The organism is Microbulbifer sp. ABH2_005 (genome assembly GCF_056160005.1).
Map to the genome: position 1 here is coordinate 3877286 of NZ_JBSWWI010000001.1, position 18884 is coordinate 3896169.

At 49.8% G+C, this 18884-nt stretch carries 14 protein-coding genes; 12 read left to right on the forward strand and 2 right to left on the reverse strand.

The genetic code is table 11. The annotated features are described in order from the left end of the window. Window positions 1-132 precede the first annotated feature (132 nt). The 5 genes from ACXAFI_RS16875 (at window position 133) to ACXAFI_RS16895 (ending at window position 6829) form a co-directional block, all read left to right on the forward strand. Entirely contained in the window at window positions 133-2733 is a 2601-nt protein-coding gene (locus tag ACXAFI_RS16875) for an LPS-assembly protein LptD (RefSeq protein WP_475109687.1), read from the forward strand. 20 nt (window positions 2734-2753) lie between these two features. Beyond that, window positions 2754-4076: a peptidylprolyl isomerase gene (locus ACXAFI_RS16880; RefSeq protein ID WP_475109688.1), complete on the forward strand. Its 1323-nt coding sequence runs from the start codon at window positions 2754-2756 to the stop codon at window positions 4074-4076. 72 nt (window positions 4077-4148) lie between these two features. Continuing rightward, complete coding sequence (pdxA, locus tag ACXAFI_RS16885) at window positions 4149-5135, forward strand: 4-hydroxythreonine-4-phosphate dehydrogenase PdxA (protein ID WP_475109689.1); 987 nt, start codon at window positions 4149-4151, stop codon at window positions 5133-5135. 53 nt (window positions 5136-5188) lie between these two features. Next, window positions 5189-5989, forward strand: a complete 801-nt coding sequence (gene rsmA, locus ACXAFI_RS16890; protein ID WP_475109690.1) for a 16S rRNA (adenine(1518)-N(6)/adenine(1519)-N(6))-dimethyltransferase RsmA — start codon at window positions 5189-5191, stop codon at window positions 5987-5989. 27 nt (window positions 5990-6016) lie between these two features. Next, entirely contained in the window at window positions 6017-6829 is an 813-nt protein-coding gene (locus ACXAFI_RS16895) for a symmetrical bis(5'-nucleosyl)-tetraphosphatase (protein WP_475109691.1), read from the forward strand. A gap of 437 nt (window positions 6830-7266) precedes the next feature. On the opposite strand, the gene galE is transcribed toward ACXAFI_RS16895, so the two are convergent. After that, window positions 7267-8295 (reverse strand): UDP-glucose 4-epimerase GalE, encoded by a 1029-nt coding sequence (gene galE, locus ACXAFI_RS16900; protein ID WP_475109692.1) that lies wholly within the window; start codon window positions 8293-8295, stop codon window positions 7267-7269. Window positions 8296-8649: 354 nt separating this feature from the next. Between galE and ACXAFI_RS16905 the strand changes: the two genes are divergently transcribed. The 3 genes from ACXAFI_RS16905 to ACXAFI_RS16915 all read left to right on the forward strand — a co-directional run bounded on the left by ACXAFI_RS16905 (window position 8650) and on the right by ACXAFI_RS16915 (window position 13627). Next, window positions 8650-10572 (forward strand): PrkA family serine protein kinase, encoded by a 1923-nt coding sequence (locus tag ACXAFI_RS16905; RefSeq protein WP_475109693.1) that lies wholly within the window; start codon window positions 8650-8652, stop codon window positions 10570-10572. A 188-nt stretch (window positions 10573-10760) separates the two neighbouring features. After that, window positions 10761-12044 carry a YeaH/YhbH family protein gene (locus ACXAFI_RS16910; RefSeq protein WP_444920898.1) on the forward strand — a complete coding sequence of 428 codons (1284 nt, stop codon included), beginning with the start codon at window positions 10761-10763 and terminating at the stop codon, window positions 12042-12044. Continuing rightward, complete coding sequence (locus ACXAFI_RS16915; protein WP_475109694.1) at window positions 12038-13627, forward strand: SpoVR family protein; 1590 nt, start codon at window positions 12038-12040, stop codon at window positions 13625-13627. Before ACXAFI_RS16910 ends, ACXAFI_RS16915 begins: the two co-directional genes overlap by 7 nt. An 81-nt stretch (window positions 13628-13708) precedes the next feature. Here ACXAFI_RS16915 and ACXAFI_RS16920 read toward each other — a convergent pair whose 3' ends face one another. Then, window positions 13709-14281 carry a helix-turn-helix domain-containing protein gene (locus ACXAFI_RS16920; RefSeq protein ID WP_152451005.1) on the reverse strand — a complete coding sequence of 191 codons (573 nt, stop codon included), beginning with the start codon at window positions 14279-14281 and terminating at the stop codon, window positions 13709-13711. A gap of 531 nt (window positions 14282-14812) precedes the next feature. Here ACXAFI_RS16920 and ACXAFI_RS16925 point away from each other — a divergent pair. The 4 genes from ACXAFI_RS16925 to ACXAFI_RS16940 all read left to right on the forward strand — a co-directional run bounded on the left by ACXAFI_RS16925 (window position 14813) and on the right by ACXAFI_RS16940 (window position 18768). After that, window positions 14813-16033, forward strand: a complete 1221-nt coding sequence (locus ACXAFI_RS16925) for a multifunctional CCA addition/repair protein (protein WP_475109695.1) — start codon at window positions 14813-14815, stop codon at window positions 16031-16033. Beyond that, window positions 16017-16754 carry a pteridine reductase gene (locus ACXAFI_RS16930; protein WP_475109696.1) on the forward strand — a complete coding sequence of 246 codons (738 nt, stop codon included), beginning with the start codon at window positions 16017-16019 and terminating at the stop codon, window positions 16752-16754. Before ACXAFI_RS16925 ends, ACXAFI_RS16930 begins: the two co-directional genes overlap by 17 nt. 87 nt (window positions 16755-16841) lie before the next feature. Then, entirely contained in the window at window positions 16842-17537 is a 696-nt protein-coding gene (locus tag ACXAFI_RS16935; protein WP_475109697.1) for a response regulator transcription factor, read from the forward strand. Next, on the forward strand, window positions 17521-18768 hold the full coding sequence (locus ACXAFI_RS16940) for a sensor histidine kinase (protein ID WP_475109698.1): 1248 nt from the start codon (window positions 17521-17523) through the stop codon (window positions 18766-18768). The genes ACXAFI_RS16935 and ACXAFI_RS16940 overlap by 17 nt, the downstream gene beginning before the upstream one ends. The last annotated feature ends 116 nt before the right edge of the window (window positions 18769-18884 follow it).

The following is an 18884-nucleotide window of genomic DNA, read 5'->3' on the forward strand; positions in this document are numbered from 1 at the left end:
TCTGTGCGGCTATTAACCACTCCTACATTCAAGTAGAATCGGGCGATAATTTTTTGCGCGCCCCGGCTAGATAGCTGTGCACGCATCTGCCGATAAAAGAAACACCAAAGAATAGCCGGAACCTATCGATTGATGCTTGAAGTCTCCCGGTGGCGTCGCCTCGCGCTGGCGATCGCTAAGAATTCACGAGTCCACACTGTTGCACTCGGCTTGATGGCCGCAGCCCCCCTGTGGGCCCAGGCGGAGCAGACCGCCCTAGATCCCGAATATAATCCTTACCTCTACCTGGATTGGTTACCCCGCTCAGAGTTGACCCCTGAGGAAAGAGCCAGGATACCGGCAATTTGTACCGGCGCTTTTATTGAGCCGCCCAGAGATTATCCGGATGCGAATCTACCCCCGGAAGACGCGCCACTGCGTGCTACGGCTGAACAGTCCCACTTGTCAGACGATGGGTCTGCTGAACTGAGTGGCAATGTCCATATCACCCAGGGCTATCGCCAATTATTTGCCGATCAGGTGGAACTCAATCGCCAGAACAACACCGCTTATCTGAGCGGTGCTATCGAACTGCGTGAACCCAATTTGCTTGTTCGAGGCGCCACCGCCGAGGTGCACACCGACACCGAGGCCGCCTCCATTGAGGACGCGACTTATGTGGTGCACAACGAGTTTATTCATGGCGATGCGGCTCAAGTTGCTCGCCAAACCAGTGGTGAATTGACCCTTACCGATGGCACCTATACCCGCTGTGAGCCAGGTCGGGCCTTCTGGCGCCTGAGTGGCGGTGAAATCAATATCGATCAAGTGGAAAGCCAGGGGACAGCGCGGGATGTACGCCTGGAGATACTTGATGTCCCCGTGCTCTACTTCCCTTATTTTCGCTTCCCGGTGGGCGATGCGCGCATGTCGGGCTTCCTGTTCCCCTCCCTGAGCAACAGCGAAAAAAATGGCTGGGATTTATCTGTTCCTTATTATTGGAACATTGCCCCACAGATGGATGCGACCATCACACCGCGCTATATCCAGTACCGAGGCACTGGCCTGGAGGTGGAATTTCGTCACCTGAGCCCCATGTTCAACACGGAAATCCGTGTCGCGGATCTCCCTGACGACAAAGGCGGCAACAGTGACCTCGCGCAAGAGTTGATCGACCGAGGCTTCCCACAGGACCTGGTCCTGCCCTACAAAGGTGAAGATCGATGGTTGGTAAACCTCGAACAGCAGGGCGGTTATAGCGGTAGTATCTGGCGTACAGATATCGACTATACCAAGGTGAGTGATCCCGACTATTTCCGGGATTTAAGTACCGCCAACCTTGATATCAACGCGGAAACTCAGGTAAGCCAAAAAGCTCAGGGCCGACTGACCTTTGAAAACTGGGCAATCACCCTTCGCGCCCAGGATTACCAGGTATTGGAAAATGATCGCTTCGACACTTTTGCCCAACTACCCAGGCTGGATGTGGACGGCAATTACCGCTGGGGCGACTGGCAACTGGCGCTTCAGAATGAAGCTACTGTGTGGAGACATCAGGACACACAGACGATTAGATACATCAGGGATACCGACGACCCCGACAGTGTCATCACAGAAACAAAAAACTTTGTAACTGCAGACCGCCTACGCTTGGACTATGAGCTTTTTTGGGATAAAGAGTGGATGTGGGGCTACTTTAAACCTGGATTGGCAGGCCGCTATCTGGGCTATCAGGTAAGTGATACCTTCCTGCCAGAAAACGCAAACGACACTCCTAGTGCCTCCGCCGCCCAAATCACCCTGGACACCGGCCTATACTTCGAACGAGATGGCTTCGCCTTTAACCGCGATTACATCCAAACCCTGGAGCCCCGCATATACGGACTACTCAGTAGTAACGCTAACCAAGAAGATTTCTTCGATATAACTAGGGAAGATATCAACGACGTTGGCCCAATCGATCCCGGTAGTAATAATCTACTCTATGACACTAGGCTATTTACATTTAGCTACGATCAGCTGTTCCGTCACACTCGATTTACTGGTCCTGACCGTATTGATGATGCAAGCAGAATCGCCTTGGGACTGACCACCCGCTTTATTGAACCTATCAGCGGTCGAGATTTGCTATCTGCCAGTATCGGCCAGGTCTTCTACTCCAGTGACACCCAAATCGGCCTGGAGGAGCTAATTGAAGAAACCCCACGTTCAGAACTTGCAGCAAGATTGGAGAGTCGCCCTATTCAGTCCCTTCGTATAGGCAGCGAACTAATCTACGATGATTCGGAACACAATATTAATCGGGGCAACTTCAGCCTGCGCTACTTTGATAACGATGCCCGTATCTTTAATCTTAGCTATTACTATGAGCGAAATGACAACCCGCTTTTCCCCGATGAGATAGACAACGATGATGACTCCTCGGTACGGCAGCTCAACAGCTCAGCCGTACTGCCCATCAATCTCCATACCTCTATAATGGCTGGCGCGGCCTATGACCTGACATTGAATCGGGAACTGGAATACCTTGCCGGTATCGAATATGACGATTGCTGCTATCGTGCGCGCCTTTTATGGCGTCGTACCCTGGACAATGATCTGGCCGGAGTCGTGGCAGCGGAAGACCTCCAATACGATGAGGGTATCTACCTCGAAGTACAATTGAAGGGGTTAGCAGGGTTTGGAGCAACAGTCACCCAGATGTTGACCCAAGGAATTGCCAATTTTGATCAGAGAGAAAAGCTAAAACCGTGATGGAAATAATACAGAAATTTATGCCTAAACTAGGCCTGTCATCCGTTCTGGCTGCCTGCGCCCTGATCGCCGGCACGGTCACAGCTCAAGTACAAACACTGGACCGGGTAGTTGCTGTTGTCGATGAAGATGTGGTTATGGCCAGTGAGCTAGCCCAGCGCATGAACACTATCGCCAGCCAGATTCAAGCCCAACAGGTCCAGGCGCCGCCCGTCGATGTTCTACGCCGCCAGGTACTCGAACAACTGATCATTGAGCGGTTACAGCTACAGATGGCTTCCCGTGCGGGCGTTACCATCTCTGAATCCGAGCTAGACCAGGCAATCGCCCGAGTTCAACAAAACGCTAGTGTCAGCCCAGAAGAGTTCCGTCAACGCCTGCGCGCTGATGGCATGACCATGAAGAGCTTTCGCCAGCAGATCCGCCAGGAGCTGATGATCCGCCGGGTGGAACAGGGTAGCGTCAACCGCCGAATCCAGATCAGTGACCAGGACATCGACAATTTCCTGCGCTCCAAAGAGGGAGAGTTCTGGAAGTCCCCTCAATATGAGCTGGGGCACATACTGATCCCGATCAGCTCCAGCGCCCCCGCCAGCGAAGTTACCCAGGCGCGTGAGAAAGCCGAAGAGCTAGTTAAACAGGTCCGCGACGGTACCGATTTTCGTCGCCTGGCAATCGCCAACTCTGCCGGGCAAAATGCCCTTGCCGGTGGCGACCTGGGCTGGCGCAAGACCGTGGAGCTCCCTACCCTCTTTGCCGATGCGCTCAACGGCCTCAAAGTCGGCGATATAACCGAACCCTTCCGCAGTGATGCCGGCTTCCACTTACTCAAGATACATGCGCAAAAAGGCGCCAGTGAGCAGCTGGTGGAGCAAACTAAGGTTCGCCATATCCTATTGAAGCCTTCCGCCATCCTTACCGATGATGAGGCCTATAACAAGCTTGTGGCCATGCGCGAAGAGGCGATGACCAGCGATAATTTTTCTGAACTCGCCCGCGAGAATTCAGAAGATATTGGCTCTATGCTATCCGGCGGCGATCTCGGCTGGTCTATGCCTGGACAGTTTGTGCCGGAGTTTACCCAGGCCATGAAGACCACCGGCATCGGCGAAATCAGTCTGCCATTTCGCAGCCAGTTCGGCTGGCATATCCTAAAGGTGGAGGGTCGACGTAAACAGGACATGACCGATCAGTACATCCGCAACCAGGCCGCGAACCTCCTGCGAAACCGCCGCTATGAAGAAGAGCTGCAAAATTGGCGCCGGGAAATTCGAGACCAGGCTTATGTAGAGATCAAATTGACAGATGAGAAGGAAGAGGACTCCGAAGAAGAAGCGCAATAAGAGCGCTTTCTGAGATCTCTGAGACCGGGCCAAAGCGCCCGGTTTTTTATTCGTATAAGGTGTGGCCTCTCTATGATACCCAGAATCGCATTGACTCCCGGAGAACCTGCAGGTATTGGCCCGGAGATATGTGTCAAAGTCGCCCAGCAAGGCAGCCCTGCCCAGTTGATTGCCATTGCAGATCCCAGCCTTCTGGAACAAGCTGCCCGCAGACTAGAGCTTCCCCTGCAGCTTCTAACTTTCTCTGAAGATACCCTACTATCAGAAACGGCCCCTGGCAGTCTCTATATTTTAGAAAGCCCCTTGAAACAGGCTTCCCGGCCAGGAAAGCTGGACATTACCAATGCCGCCTATGTATTAAAGACATTAGAGATAGCCGCAGATGGGTGTCTAAACGGCCGGTTTGATGCTCTGGTGACAGGCCCTGTGCACAAGGGAGTAATTAATGAGGCGGGGTTTACATTTAGTGGCCATACCGAGTTTTTTGCTGAACGAGCGGGCGTAGCGCAGGTTGTTATGATGCTGGTCGCTCAGAAGCTGCGGGTGGCACTTGTCACTACACATCTGCCACTTAAAGATGTCAGCGCGGCAATAACCGGTGATCGTCTGGAGCTCATTACGGAGATCTTACATCGCGGTCTTCGCGACCAATTCCGCATCGATTCACCCCACATCGGGGTTTGTGGCCTAAACCCCCACGCCGGAGAGGGAGGCCACTTGGGCAGGGAAGAGATTGAAGTGATTGAACCTGCACTTGAAAAGCTGCGCGGTCGAGGGCTCCATCTGACCGGCCCACTGCCGGCGGACACACTGTTTACCCCTCCTCAGTTAGAAAATTTCGATGCGGTACTTGCTATGTACCACGATCAGGGGCTGCCAGTGTTAAAATTTCACGGCTTCGGCGAAGCCGTAAATATTACGCTGGGCTTGCCTTTTATTCGCACCTCGGTCGATCACGGCACAGCTCTGGATCTGGCTGGTAGCGGCAAAGCCAGTTGCGGAAGCCTTGAAGCTGCCCTGTCCCAGGCAATTGAACTGGCGCAACTACAGTCCCGCTAGGCGATAATAGCCTATATATGCCTCATACCACTTTTAGAATTGCAGATTAATTAATGGACAATTTTTTCCAACACAAGGCACGCAAGCGTTTCGGCCAGAATTTTTTGGTCGATGGGAATATTATCGAGCGTATTGTTCGCTCTATAGCTCCTAAAGAAACCGATAAATTAGTTGAGATTGGTCCAGGCCAAGGTGCTATTACCGAGCTACTCCTACAACGCTGCCCCTCACTCACTGCCGTGGAACTGGATAGGGATCTAATTCCCCTGTTGGAATTTAAGTTCAGGGATTATCCCAACTTCATGATTATTGAGCGGGACGCATTGAAATTTGATTTTGGCGAGTTTGCCGCGGAGCGCCCTCTGCGTATCGTTGGTAATCTACCCTACAATATTTCGACACCTCTTTTATTTCATCTGCTCAGCTTCAAAGGCAAAGTGCAGGACATGCACTTTATGCTGCAAAAGGAAGTCGTCGATCGCCTTGGAGCCAGTCCCGGAACAAAATCCTATGGACGCCTCACCGTCATGGTTCAGTATTACTGCCGTGTACAAGGGCTATTCCCAGTCCCCCCGCAATCCTTCAGACCAGCCCCTAAAGTTGAATCGGCTATTGTCCGCCTGATCCCCCATAGTGAAATCCCCTATATAGCGGAAGATGAAAAGCTACTGGAACGAATCGTCAATATCGCTTTTCAACAACGCCGGAAAACTCTGCGCAACGCACTAAAACCCCTGTTCCCTGCACTTGACCATGAGCAACTGCCAGTAGACGCGAGCCGCCGTCCAGAAACATTAAGTGTGCAAGAATTTGTACAATTGTCGAATTACTGCGCAAAGCTTGGGCAACAATAAGCAAGCTAGACCTCGGGGGATAAGAGTTTGGCCACTTATGCTATTGGCGATATTCAGGGCTGTTTCGAATCTTTAAAACGCCTACTGAAAAAAATCCATTTTCGCTTTGACCGTGACAAGTTATGGATTGCCGGAGATTTGGTTCACCGTGGCGAAGACAGCTTGGGCACCTTGCGATTTCTCTATGAGCATCGTCAGCAAGTCACTGCAGTTCTCGGTAATCACGATCTGCATCTATTGGCACTGGCGCATGGCGCCAAGCATCTGGCAGACAAAGAGCAAGACCTCGCAAAAATTCTTAGGGCAAAGGATTCAGACCGTCTATTAAGCTGGCTACAGACTCTCCCCTTACTGGTGCATAAAAAGGGGTATACTATGGTCCACGCCGGCATCCCCCCCATCTGGAGTATCACCAAAGCCCAGAAACTATCACGCGAAGTCGAACTTGCTCTCTCAGACAAAGCAATGGCAAAAGCTTTTTTTTATGGCATGTACGGTAACGAGCCCCACTGCTGGAGTGATCATCTAATCGGCATTGAGCGGCTCCGCTCTATTACTAATTACTTCACGCGAATGCGCTTTTGCAAAGAGGATGGCACCCTCGACCTTGTTACCAAGCGCGGACCACAAGCATCTCATGGAGATTACAAGCCTTGGTTTAGTTTCCCTAATAGAAAAACCAAAAATGACAAAATAATTTTTGGTCACTGGGCTGCCCTTGAAGGCAGAGCTGATACCGAAAATATTTACGCTTTGGATACAGGCTGTGTTTGGGGAGGATATCTAACAGCCATGCGCCTGGGTGATGAAGAGTTCTTTTGTACCGACTGTAGCATTTAAGCTTTCACAAAGTTTGCCTTGTGAATTTTAAAAGGCTCTTTATAGATTCCGGGGAGTTACCTCAGCAGCAGGTTAAATAACTCTGAAATGGCCGACTTTCCCCTACATTTTAGATTATCAACACTTCGGATAGTTTTAAGAGGTGAAATGGGTAGGAACCATGGACAGGTACTGAGAAAATAAGGTTTTCAGATCTAATTAACGCAGTACCTGTCCATGGAAGACATAGTAAAAGCTATTGGCCCTTTATGCTCCCCTATGAACACTTAAGTTATCAAACAACAATCGTTTCAATGTGTCTTCACTCCCTAAAGAAGAAATCAACCTCAACATCAAGAGGTTGATACTTATTGAAAGATTAATAGTTTCGCAAAAATTGGGAAGATTAAAAGCAGTGGCCCCCCTCCCTCCACTCAGCTTTCACTCAGAGAAGAGTGTCACTTAGTCTCGTAACCATTTGGGTTTTGGGACTGCCAACGCCAGGTATCTTCAACCATTCGCTCTAGGCTATACTCAGCCTTCCAGCCAAGTTCACTCTCCGCCAACGCAGAATCTGCATAACATTCAGCAACATCTCCTGGACGACGTGGTGCAATTTTATAGGGTATAGGTTTGCTACTAGCAGCCTCAAATGCCCGGACTACTTCCAATACAGAACTTCCTTTACCCGTACCAAGGTTGTAGGTATAGCACCCCACTTGAGTTGAGGGTTTACTCAGCATGCTCAATGCAGCCAAGTGGCCTCGAGCGAGATCTACCACATGAATATAATCTCTAACACCTGTACCATCTACCGTAGGATAGTCATCTCCGAAGACCTGTAGGAATGGCCGACGCCCCACAGCAACCTGAGAAACATAGGGCAGCAAGTTATTAGGTATTCCACTAGGATCCTCACCAATTCGACCACTCTCATGAGCACCGATTGGATTAAAGTAGCGTAGAAGGCTAATTTTCCACTGACTAGCTGGCGCAGCGCATATATCCTTCATTATATTCTCAACCATCAGCTTACTTGAGCCATAAGGGTTTGTGGCGCCAGTAGGAAACCCCTCAAGAATTGGTACCGTTTCCGGGTCACCATAAACCGTGGCTGATGAACTGAAAATGATTTTTTTAACATCAAACTCCTCCATCACCTCCATTAGAGCCAGGGTACCAGCAACATTATTTTGGTAATAACGCAGAGGTTGGCTTACAGATTCTCCTACTGCTTTAAGCCCAGCAAAATGAATTACTGCCTCTATGTTGAAATCTGAAAATACTTGGCGAAGCCCATGTTTATCAGCAATATCCAGATCGAAGAAAGGTAACTCTTTATCGGTGATCAACTCTACTCGTTGCAAAGCCTCACGGTTGCTATTGGACAGATTATCCACGACAACTGGCTGCAAACCTACTGACATTAACTCCACGCAGGTATGACTACCAATATAACCAGCACCACCAGTCACTAAAATCGCCATTTCAACTCCTCTCAAATCTGTACACTTCCCGTTGGCCGTAAGTAAAAACTAAAACTGCCATTAAATTCAACCTTTCCGGACACTAATCCAGTGCCGTACTGAACCAGAAAGCTATGCTGGAGAAGCCGGGACTGTTTCATCGGGCTCGGGGAAGAACAAAGTTAGCAACGGCGATAATGAATAGTGCTTTATGCCGGGCAACTCTCTAGCAAGGAATGACTGGATAACCGCCAACCATCCACTTTGTGGAACGAGCAGCACATACAGTCTTCAAAACAACTAGTCAGTGCTCTGATTCCAAATGATAAGCAGGACGCTGGACTCTGCCCACCAGGCTACAGGGAGGTAAATATTATGACAATTTTTAACCACTACCTGGAAAGATACGAGTCAATCCAGGATGAAGAGCTCAGTATCCAAGAATACCTGGAACTCTGTAAGACGGACCGCAGCGCCTACGCCTCTCCCGCTGAGAGGATGTTGATGGCCATTGGAGAAGCAGAACTGATTGACACCTCCCGCGATCCCCGTCTATCACGTATTTTCTGTAACAAAGTTATTAAGCGTTACAAAGCCTTCAGCGAGTTCTATGGCATGGAAGAGGCCATAGAGCAGATCGTCTCGTTCTTCCGCCATGCAGCTCAGGGTTTAGAGGAGAAAAAGCAAATTCTCTATTTACTGGGGCCTGTTGGTGGCGGAAAGTCCTCCCTGGCAGAGCGCCTTAAAGCGCTTATGGAGCAGGTCCCCATATATGCGATCAAGGACTCCCCGGTTTTTGAGTCGCCACTTAGCTTATTCTCTCCGAATGAAGATGGTCGCATCCTTGAGGAGGACTACGGAATTGCAAGACGCTATGTAAATACCATCATGTCTCCATGGGCGGTTAAGCGCCTACATGAATTCAAAGGTGACATCAGTAAATTCAGAGTAGTGAAAATCCGTCCGTCGATCCTCGATCAAGTTGCTATTTCTAAAACTGAGCCCGGTGATGAAAACAACCAGGACATTTCCTCACTAGTTGGCAAAATTGATATTCGAAAGCTTGAGGATTACCCTCAAAATGATCCAGATGCCTACAGTTTCTCTGGCAGCCTTTGCCGTGCAAACCAAGGACTGATGGAGTTTGTGGAGATGTTTAAGGCTCCAATTAAGGTTCTCCATCCACTGCTTACCGCAACCCAGGAGGGTAACTACAACAGCACCGAAGGGCTCGGATCTATACCATTTAATGGAACTATTCTCGCGCACTCCAATGAGTCTGAGTGGCAGTCCTTCCGTAACAACCGGAATAATGAGGCATTTCTTGATCGAATTTATATCGTAAAAGTACCCTATTGTGTACGGGTTCATGAAGAGATCAGGATTTATCAAAAGCTTTTGGAAAACAGCTCCCTATCAAAAGCCCCTTGCGCGCCGGATACCCTACGCATGCTGGCTCAGTTTTCCGTACTCTCACGTGTTAAAAATCCAGAGAACTCCAGTCTCTACTCAAAAATGCGCATCTATGACGGAGAAAATCTCAAAGATACCGATCCAAAAGCAAAAACCATCCAAGAATACCGAGATAATGCCGGTGTCGATGAAGGCATGAATGGGTTATCTACCCGTTTTGCCTTTAAAATACTTTCTAAAGTTTTCAATTTTGATGCCACAGAAGTGGCAGCCAATCCTGTGCATTTACTCTATGTGCTTGAACAACAAATTGAACAGGAGCAGTTTCCTCCAGAAACCCAGGAAAATTATCTCGGTTTTATTAAGGAATACCTAGCGCCTAGATATGTAGAATTTATCGGCAAGGAAATCCAGACGGCTTATCTTGAATCCTACGCCGAATATGGGCAAAACTTATTTGATCGGTACGTCACCTATGCCGATTTCTGGATTCAAGACCAGGAATACAGGGACCCTGAGACTGGAGAAATTCTCGACAGAGGCGCACTGAATGAGGAGCTGGAGAAAACAGAAAAACCTGCCGGCATATCCAATCCAAAAGACTTCCGCAATGAAATTGTCAATTTCGTTTTACGTGCTCGCGCCAACAATCAAGGCAAAAATCCAGATTGGCGATCCTATGAAAAACTGCGCGCCGTTATTGAGAAAAAGATGTTCTCCAACACAGAGGACCTCCTACCAGTAATTTCCTTTAACACCAAGGCCTCGGCAGATGACAAACGTAAGCATGCGGATTTTGTTGCCCGTATGGTGGAACGTGGCTATACAGAGAAACAGGTTCGACTGTTATCAGAGTGGTATCTGCGAGTGCGCAAATCACAGTAACTGGGTTTATTAAATTTACTGTCTGCGACTTTCAAATACACAAGCGAGATTATTTCTCTCCCTGTAGAGCCGACAAAATTCAACCACTTAGGGCTCCTATCGGAGCCCTAATAGCCAGAACGAGTATTTCTGAATAGATTGCTTGGTGGCCTTTGCCAGATGGTTTTATTCAGACTAAAGGCAGAAATATGAGCTACATCATCGACCGCCGCCTAAATGGGAAAAAGAAAAGTACTGTTAATCGCCAGCGCTTTTTAAGGCGTTATAAAGCCCATATTAAAAAAGCTGTTGGCGACGCTATGAACAGCCGCTCCATAATGGATATGGATAAGGGCGAGCGTATCAGTATTCCCACCCGAGATATCAGCGAACCACTATTTTCCCATGGTAATGGTGGACATACTGAACGGGTCCTTCCCGGCAATAAAGAATTTACCGCAGGAGATCGTATACCTCGTCAGCCCCCTAAAGGTGGCGATGGTAATGGTGGCGGTGCCAGTGATAGCGGCGAGGGTGTCGATGACTTTGTCTTCCAGATTTCCCAGGAAGAGTTCCTGGACTTTATGTTCGAAGGATTACAGCTGCCCAATATGATCAAACGGCGACTCGCCGGCAATGAGTCCTTTCAAGTGGTTCGGGCAGGAATCAGTAACGAAGGCACTCCTGGTCGCCTTAATGTTATTCGCTCCCTTAGAGCCGCCCATGCACGCCGTATCGCCTTAACCAGCAGTAAAAGAAGACATATCCGCAATCTAGAAGAATCTCTGGAGCTCGAAGAGCAAAAAGAGTCCGCTCTACGTGATCAACGCAAGATAGAAGCTCTAAAAAGTGAAATTAACGAGTTGCGGAGGCGAGTTGGTCGGGTGCCATTCCTCGATGATTTTGACCTGAAATATAACTTGCTAATCCGGCAGCCTAAACCACGCTCACGTGCGGTGATGTTCTGCCTTATGGACGTATCTGGCTCCATGAATCAGGCCACCAAGGATATGGCTAAACGCTTTTTCCTTTTGCTCTACCTTTTCTTGCAACGCAGTTATGAATACACAGAAGTCGTATTTATCCGTCACCATACCAGCGCAAAGGAAGTGGATGAAGAGGAATTTTTCTACTCCCGCGAGACCGGAGGAACCATTGTTTCCAGCGCTTTAAAGCTAATGAGACGAATTATGCGGGAGCGCTACCCGGACAGTGAATGGAATATCTACGGCGCCCAAGCTTCCGATGGCGATAATTGGAATGATGACTCCAGCACCTGCCATCGCATCCTTATCGATGACATCATGCCCCATGTACAGTACTACTCCTATGTGGAGATCACCCCTAGAGACCACCAGGCCTTATGGGAAGAGTATGAAAGTGTCCGTGCACTGTTCCCCAATCACTTCGCCATGGAGCAAATTGTGGATGTGCAGGATATCTACCCTGTATTCCGCCAACTGTTCAGCCAGAAGGTGACCGCTCGATGCTAGACACATTTGCCAGCGGCAACGACTCGCAAAAACCAGAGTCTGTAAACCCTATCTCTACCACTTCAGAGTGGACTTTTGAGTTAATCCAGGAATATGACCGCGCCATCGGCGAACTAGCTGACGAATTCGGCCTGGATACTTATCCCAATCAAATTGAGGTAATTAGCTCTGAGCAAATGATGGATGCCTACTCATCGGTAGGTATGCCAGTGGGATACAACCACTGGTCATTCGGCAAGCAATTTATCAGCGTTGAAAATAATTATCAGCGTGGGCTAATGGGGCTCGCTTACGAAATTGTTATCAATTCTAACCCCTGTATCGCTTATCTCATGGAAGAAAACACTATGACGATGCAGGCCCTGGTCATTGCTCACGCCTCCTACGGGCATAATTCTTTCTTCAAGGGAAATTACCTTTTTCGCTCCTGGACCGATGCCAGTAGTATTATCGATTACTTGATTTTCGCTAAAAATTACATTTCCCGCTGCGAAGAGCGCCATGGTCTTGATGAGGTCGAGGCCGTACTGGATTCCTGTCACGCTTTGATGAATTACGGCGTTGACCGCTATAAACGACCGTACCCCATCTCTGCTATCGAAGAAGAGCGCCAGCAACAGGAGCGTGAGGAGTATCGACAACGGCAACTAAACGATCTCTGGCGAACGATCCCAAAACTAGGGGACGGCGCTGAAGAATCCAATGAAAAACGTTTTCCGGAAGAGCCCCAGGAAAACATCCTCTACTTTATTGAGAAAAATGCTCCCCTACTCGAGGGCTGGCAAAGGGAATTGGTACGTATCGTACGCAAGCTCGCACAGTATTTTTACCCACAGCGTCAGACTCAGGTAATGAACGAAGGCTGGGCCACTTTCTGGCACTACACACTACTGACAGAGCTCTACCGGCGTGGTCGTGTCACGGAAGGCTTTATGATGGAATTTTTACAAAGCCATACGAATGTGATTTATCAACCCAGTTTTGACAGCCCTTATTACAACGGTATCAACCCATACACTCTGGGTTTCAGTATATTCAGTGATCTCAGGCGTATCTGTGAAGACCCTACCGATGAAGACCATCGCTGGTTTCCAGATATCGCTGGGAGTAATTGGCGAGAAACACTGCAGTTTGCCATGCGCGATTTCAAGGACGAGAGCTTTATTCTGCAGTTTCTCTCCCCAAAAGTAATGCGCGATATGAAACTCTTTTGTATCAGCGACAACGACCAGGAAAATGAAATTGTTGTCAGCGCAATCCATGACGACAGCGGCTACCGACAGTTGCGGGAAAACCTTGCTGGCCAATATAACTTAGGTAACCGAGAGCCTAATATCCAGGTTTACTCTGTAGATACCCGGGGAGACCGCTCACTCACCCTAAACCATACCCAACATCGCCGCCGTCCACTGGGCAAAGAAACACCAGAAGTTTTACGGCACCTGCACAGGCTTTGGGGTTTTGATATTCACCTAAACAGTCTCAACGGGCATGAGATTACGGCGAGCTACCACTGCCCTGAACAGGGCCGCGACAGGCAGGAGGGAGAAGAGGAGTCAATGCTTATTCCAAAACCCATCTGAACTTTTACAGGGGAGCTTTTGAAAGAGCTCCCGTGCAATGGGGCAGATGACCAGGAATAAATCTAAGCAGAAAAGCTTGGCTTAGTGATCGGCCTCTAATAACAGTCTGGCTTTAGCAGCCAATTCACCGCGCTCCTCACGATGCGCCAGAAGGGCATCCGCTCCCGCATCCAGCCAGCGCGCTTTATCCAGATCTTCTTCGGCGGCTACAACGAGGATACGCAAGTTGCTGTACTCACTGCGCGATCTCAGGTAGTCCAGTACCTGGAACCCGCCATCGCCAACCAGGGCGGCATCAACCACCAACAGCGCCGGCTTGGCATTAGCCATTAAAATGCCTGCGGAAAAGCTGTCACCAGCCACCTCAATTTCACAGCCAATATTTTTCAGCGCCTGCAAGCCTGAAGAAGTCAGCTCTGGATCTGTTGTCAGCAACAGTACTTTGCGACTGGGTACCGCTAGGTCATTTGGTACTGGCATAGAGTTATCCCGTAGGAAGCCCACGAAGTCCTCTACACAAATACGATGGTCGCCCCGCCCCGGAAGTTTGTATGCCTTGAGCTGCCCCCGCTCAATCCAGCGAATCACCGTTCGGAAATTGACCCCACAATACCGAGCCGCTTCCCCGGTGGTTAGCACATGTAGTTCGCTCATATTTATTCTCCCCAACAACTGCAGTCCTTGACGGCCAGGTCAACCTCACGAGCCCCGACTCCATCCCCCGAAGCCAGGCGCGAAATTATCCTGCCCAACAGGATCGCCCCTATAAATTATGCTGTTCAATGCTGCAAAACCAGCCCGAAATTCGGTCCATGTATCTAGTTAACGAACAGCGAAACAACCCCCTCAAAAAATACTAAAAGATATAGTTGACAGGTATGACAGGTCTCATAGAATGACCCCAGATTTAGCGGTACATCTGTGTCGCCAGATCCTCTCCAGCGGGCATGGCCGGCAAGTCAGTTATCCCGCTATTGGCAATTAGATGTTTGCTAAGCGAATACCCTAAGACCCTGGGCCCCCTTGTTTTTTCGGGGCCTTTTTTTTATCTTGCCCAAATCCCAGTCTTTACTTCCCACCTAATATTGTCCCCAAGTAGTTGGTGGACTGTGCCGGAACCAATGGATTTATGGCAGTGCAACCCCTTTTCAAAGAATCACTTTCTCCAGTAGTGGAGAGTTTCACTTGAAGATTTACCTTGTTGGCGGCGCGGTTCGTGACAAACTGCTCAACCGTCCAGTAACAGAACGCGACTGGGTAGTGGTGGGCACCGATGTTGAGCATATGCGTAGCCTTGGCTACAGCCCAGTGGGGAAAGATTTCCCGGTTTTTCTACATCCACAAACCGGGGAGGAGTACGCCCTTGCCCGTACAGAACGCAAAAGCGGGCACGGCTACGGCGGTTTCACGGTCAATGCCACAGCGGATATCACTCTGGAAGAGGACCTGTTGCGCCGTGACCTCACCATCAACGCCATGGCCGAGACAGAAGACGGGGAGCTAATCGACCCCTACAAAGGTCAGGAAGACCTGCAGGCCCGCCTGTTACGCCACGTATCCCCGGCCTTCGCCGAGGACCCCTTGCGTGTATTGAGAGTAGCCCGGTTTGCGGCGCGTTATCATCACCTCGGGTTTACTGTCGCCGACGAAACCATGGCCCTAATGCGGCAGATGGTAGAGGCCGGCGAGGTTGAATATTTGGTGGCCGAGCGCGTATGGAAAGAGGTCAGCCGTGCTTTAACTGAACCAGACCCCGATATTTTTATCCGTGTACTACGGGAGTGCGGAGCTCTATCCATCCTGCTTCCTGAGTTGGAAAACCTATTCGGCGTCCCCCAACCTCCCAGACACCACCCCGAGGTAGATACTGGCGAGCATGTTTTATTGGCTCTCCACACTGCCCCCGCCGAGCTGCCAGTGCGCTTCGCCGTCTTGCTACATGACTTAGGTAAAGGCCTCACTCCCGATGAAATCCTCCCCAGTCATACCGGTCACGAGTCCGCCGGAGTTCCCCTGGTGCAGGCTGTCTGTGAGCGCTGGCGCACCCCAAAGGAACTGACTGCTCTGGCCATCGGTGTCTGCCAATACCACCTGCATTGCCACAGGGCCTTCGAATTGCGCCCACAGACCATTATGAAAATGATCCGCAGCCTGGATGCCTTGCGACGTCCCGAGCGATTTGAAATCTTTCTACGCGCCTGTGAGGCTGATGCCCGGGGTCGTGAGGGGCTGGAGAATCGAGATTATCCACAGGTGGACTTTTTACGTGCAGCCCGCGAAGCAGCATCGACGGTAACTGCCGAAGAGTTGATTAAACAGGGCTACCAGGGTGCGAAGCTGGGGCAGGCACTGGACCGGGAACGCATCAAGGCAATCGCCAAAGTAAAGGATGACTACATTGCGTAATGTGTTGATTACCGGTGCCGCCGCACGCCTGGGTCGTGCTATTGCTGAGGAGCTACATAGAGATCACAGAGTTGTTATTCACTATCGCAACTCGGCTGATACTGCCAAGGCCCTGGCAAACGAGCTGAACCAACGTCGCCCCAACTCTGCCATAGCGTTGCACAGTGAATTGAATAGCGCCGAAGCCTGTTCCAATCTGGCCCGGCGCGCGCAAGAGGCCTGGGGCCGTATTGATGTTCTGGTCAACAATGCCTCAGCATTTCACCCCACACCTGTGGAAAAGGCGACCGAGGAGGATTGGGATCGTCTGGTAGGCAGCAACCTCAAAGTCCCCTTCTTTCTCACTCAGGCCCTGAAAGAAACACTCAGCCAACAACAGGGCTGCGTTGTTAATATGGCAGATATCCACGCCGAGCGCCCGATGCCCGAGCACACTATCTACTGCGCCGCCAAGGCTGGATTGGTAATGCTGACAAAAAGCCTCGCGCTGGAGTTAGCGCCCCAGGTCCGGGTCAATGCAGTCGCCCCCGGTGCCATTCTTTGGCCAGAGCAAGAGGCAACTAACGAAGCCAAGAAAGCACAGATCACCCAGCGCATTCCTTTGGCCCGAACCGGTGACCCCAGTGATATCGCCAAGACCGTGCGCTTCCTGGCCTGTGACGCCCCCTATATCAACGGTCAGGTTATTGCCGTTGACGGCGGCCGCAACCTCAATATCTAAAACAGTCCAACAACGGGGCTTCACTTCAATTTCACCGGCACTCTGTCAGAATGTTTGGCAACTTTCTCTGCCACAAGAGGTTTGCCGGTGCCCTCGCTAAAGATATTGTTGATTGAAGATAACCCCACTATCGCCCGCCAGCTTGCCGAATTCCTTCATACTGAGGGCTGGCAGATAGATTATGCCCACCGGGGTCGCCAGGGCTTACAGCTGGCCCTGGAACAAATCTTCGACCTGATCATTCTCGACCTGGGCCTGCCGGATATGGATGGCCTGGAGGTCTGCGAAAAGATCAAGGCACAAGCGCCAGTTAACATGCCCATTCTGATGTTAACGGCCCGCGATGCTCTCGCAGATAAAGAACGTGGATTTGGTATCGGTGCCGATGACTACTTATGTAAGCCCTTCGAACCCAGGGAACTGATACTGAGATGCCGCGCCCTGGCCCGCAGACACCAGCTGCATACCAGTGAAGAAATTAAGGTCGGTGATTTACAGATTAACCAGCGCCAGCAAACTGCCTACCGGGACAAACAACCTCTGCCCCTGACAACTATCGGTTTTCGCATTCTCACTATGCTCGCCCAGGCGTCGCCAGCACCAGTAAGCCGCTCGGCAATCATCCACCATATTTGGGGTGACGCCCCCCCAGAAACAGATGCCTTAAAATCCCACATTTATAGTCTTCGCCAAACATTGGATAAGCCTTTCCAGGTTCATATGTTGAAAACCATCACCAATCTCGGTTATCAGTTGGAAGTACCCAATGCGCGAAACCAGTAATTTACAGAGGAAGGTCTTCGCTATTTTTGGCAGTTTTACCCTGCTGCTATGCTTGGTGTTTTTTGCCATCTGTATGATGGTGGCCTATGTAGTTGAAGACCATTTACTCGATAACTTATTGGCCGGAGAAGTCCGCTACCTCGAACAGCAGGCAAGACTGACTAATGCGACCCCAGAGCCACGCCTACCGTATTTAACACTATACACTGAAAGTAAAGTTATTCCGGTCGAATTACGCACTGCCCTCCCAAGCCACGCTGAGAAGGCTGAATGGTTTGGTGATACGGAACATCACTTCCATTTACGCAGAGTACATTTTCCAGACACTAAATCCGCCGTTCTCGTAGCTGAAGTTAGTGAATTGCTCACTGTTACGCGGCAATCCTCACAACTTCTCTGGCTCTTTGCCGGCGCCTGTATCTTGACCCTACTCTTAGCCCTCTATTGTGCTTATCGTATTTCCCGTAAAACCATCGCGCCTGTAGTAACCCTGGCTAAAGCGGTTAAGCAGCAGAGAAGCTGCGATTCTCAAATTTCCCTGCCTTATAACAATGAACAAGATGAAATCGGTTATCTCGCAAGTACGTTGCAAGATACACTTAACCAGCTCAAGCTAACATTGCTAAGGGAAACCGAGTTTACCCGGGATACAAGCCATGAGTTGCGCACCGGGCTAACCATTCTGAAAAGCACACTGGCTCTCAGTCAAAATCGGGAAATGACTTTAGCTGAGAAAAATGAGCTATTAGAAACTGTTACCGGTATGGAAAAAACCGTTACAACACTATTAGCCCTCGCCCGCTCTGAGTCTCTACAGTCGGAAGATATCCCATTGCGCGCTTTACTAGAGGAGCGTCTTTTAGCTCAACACCAGTTAATTGTACAAAAGCATTTTAATGTTGATTTAAAGTTAGGGCACAAAGTCAGAGTCCTGGCCAATCGACACCTGGTAAGTCTGCTATTCGACAACTTAATCAGCAATGCATTACAGCACGCTACCAACCCTGAGTTGGTTATTAACTATAAGAGGGACACCCTCTTTTTTGAGAACGCCACAGACAACCAATTAGATCTAGAAACCTCTCTCTTACCCGGCCAAAAAAGGGAAGGCAGTGACGGTATTGGTCAAGGCCTTTTCCTGGCCAAGAGAATCTGTGAAGCCTTAAATTGGACCATCTCTATCCAGAGTCGAAAAAATATTTATCAGTGCGCTCTGTCGTTTACACAGTAGCGTTCTAAGATTCAAATTTTTACCGTATGCGCTCGAGATGCATAGTGAACCGGCATCCATACTTTATACGATCTCGAGCGCAATTTATTCTTTCTTCCTAAATAGCAATTACAATC

Excerpts from the sequence above, each read along its gene's own strand:
- ACXAFI_RS16875 (WP_475109687.1), top strand. The coding sequence starts at position 133 with ATGCTTGAAGTCTCCCGGTGGCGTCGCCTCGCGCTGGCGATCGCTAAG.
- ACXAFI_RS16905 (WP_475109693.1), top strand. The coding sequence starts at position 8,650 with ATGACAATTTTTAACCACTACCTGGAAAGATACGAGTCAATCCAGGAT.
- galE (WP_475109692.1), bottom strand. The coding sequence starts at position 8,295 with ATGGCGATTTTAGTGACTGGTGGTGCTGGTTATATTGGTAGTCATACC.
- ACXAFI_RS16940 (WP_475109698.1), top strand. The coding sequence starts at position 17,521 with ATGCGCGAAACCAGTAATTTACAGAGGAAGGTCTTCGCTATTTTTGGC.
- ACXAFI_RS16930 (WP_475109696.1), top strand. The coding sequence starts at position 16,017 with ATGACTACATTGCGTAATGTGTTGATTACCGGTGCCGCCGCACGCCTG.
- ACXAFI_RS16880 (WP_475109688.1), top strand. The coding sequence starts at position 2,754 with ATGCCTAAACTAGGCCTGTCATCCGTTCTGGCTGCCTGCGCCCTGATC.
- ACXAFI_RS16910 (WP_444920898.1), top strand. The coding sequence starts at position 10,761 with ATGAGCTACATCATCGACCGCCGCCTAAATGGGAAAAAGAAAAGTACT.
- ACXAFI_RS16915 (WP_475109694.1), top strand. The coding sequence starts at position 12,038 with ATGCTAGACACATTTGCCAGCGGCAACGACTCGCAAAAACCAGAGTCT.
- rsmA (WP_475109690.1), top strand. The coding sequence starts at position 5,189 with ATGGACAATTTTTTCCAACACAAGGCACGCAAGCGTTTCGGCCAGAAT.
- ACXAFI_RS16920 (WP_152451005.1), bottom strand. The coding sequence starts at position 14,281 with ATGAGCGAACTACATGTGCTAACCACCGGGGAAGCGGCTCGGTATTGT.
- pdxA (WP_475109689.1), top strand. The coding sequence starts at position 4,149 with ATGATACCCAGAATCGCATTGACTCCCGGAGAACCTGCAGGTATTGGC.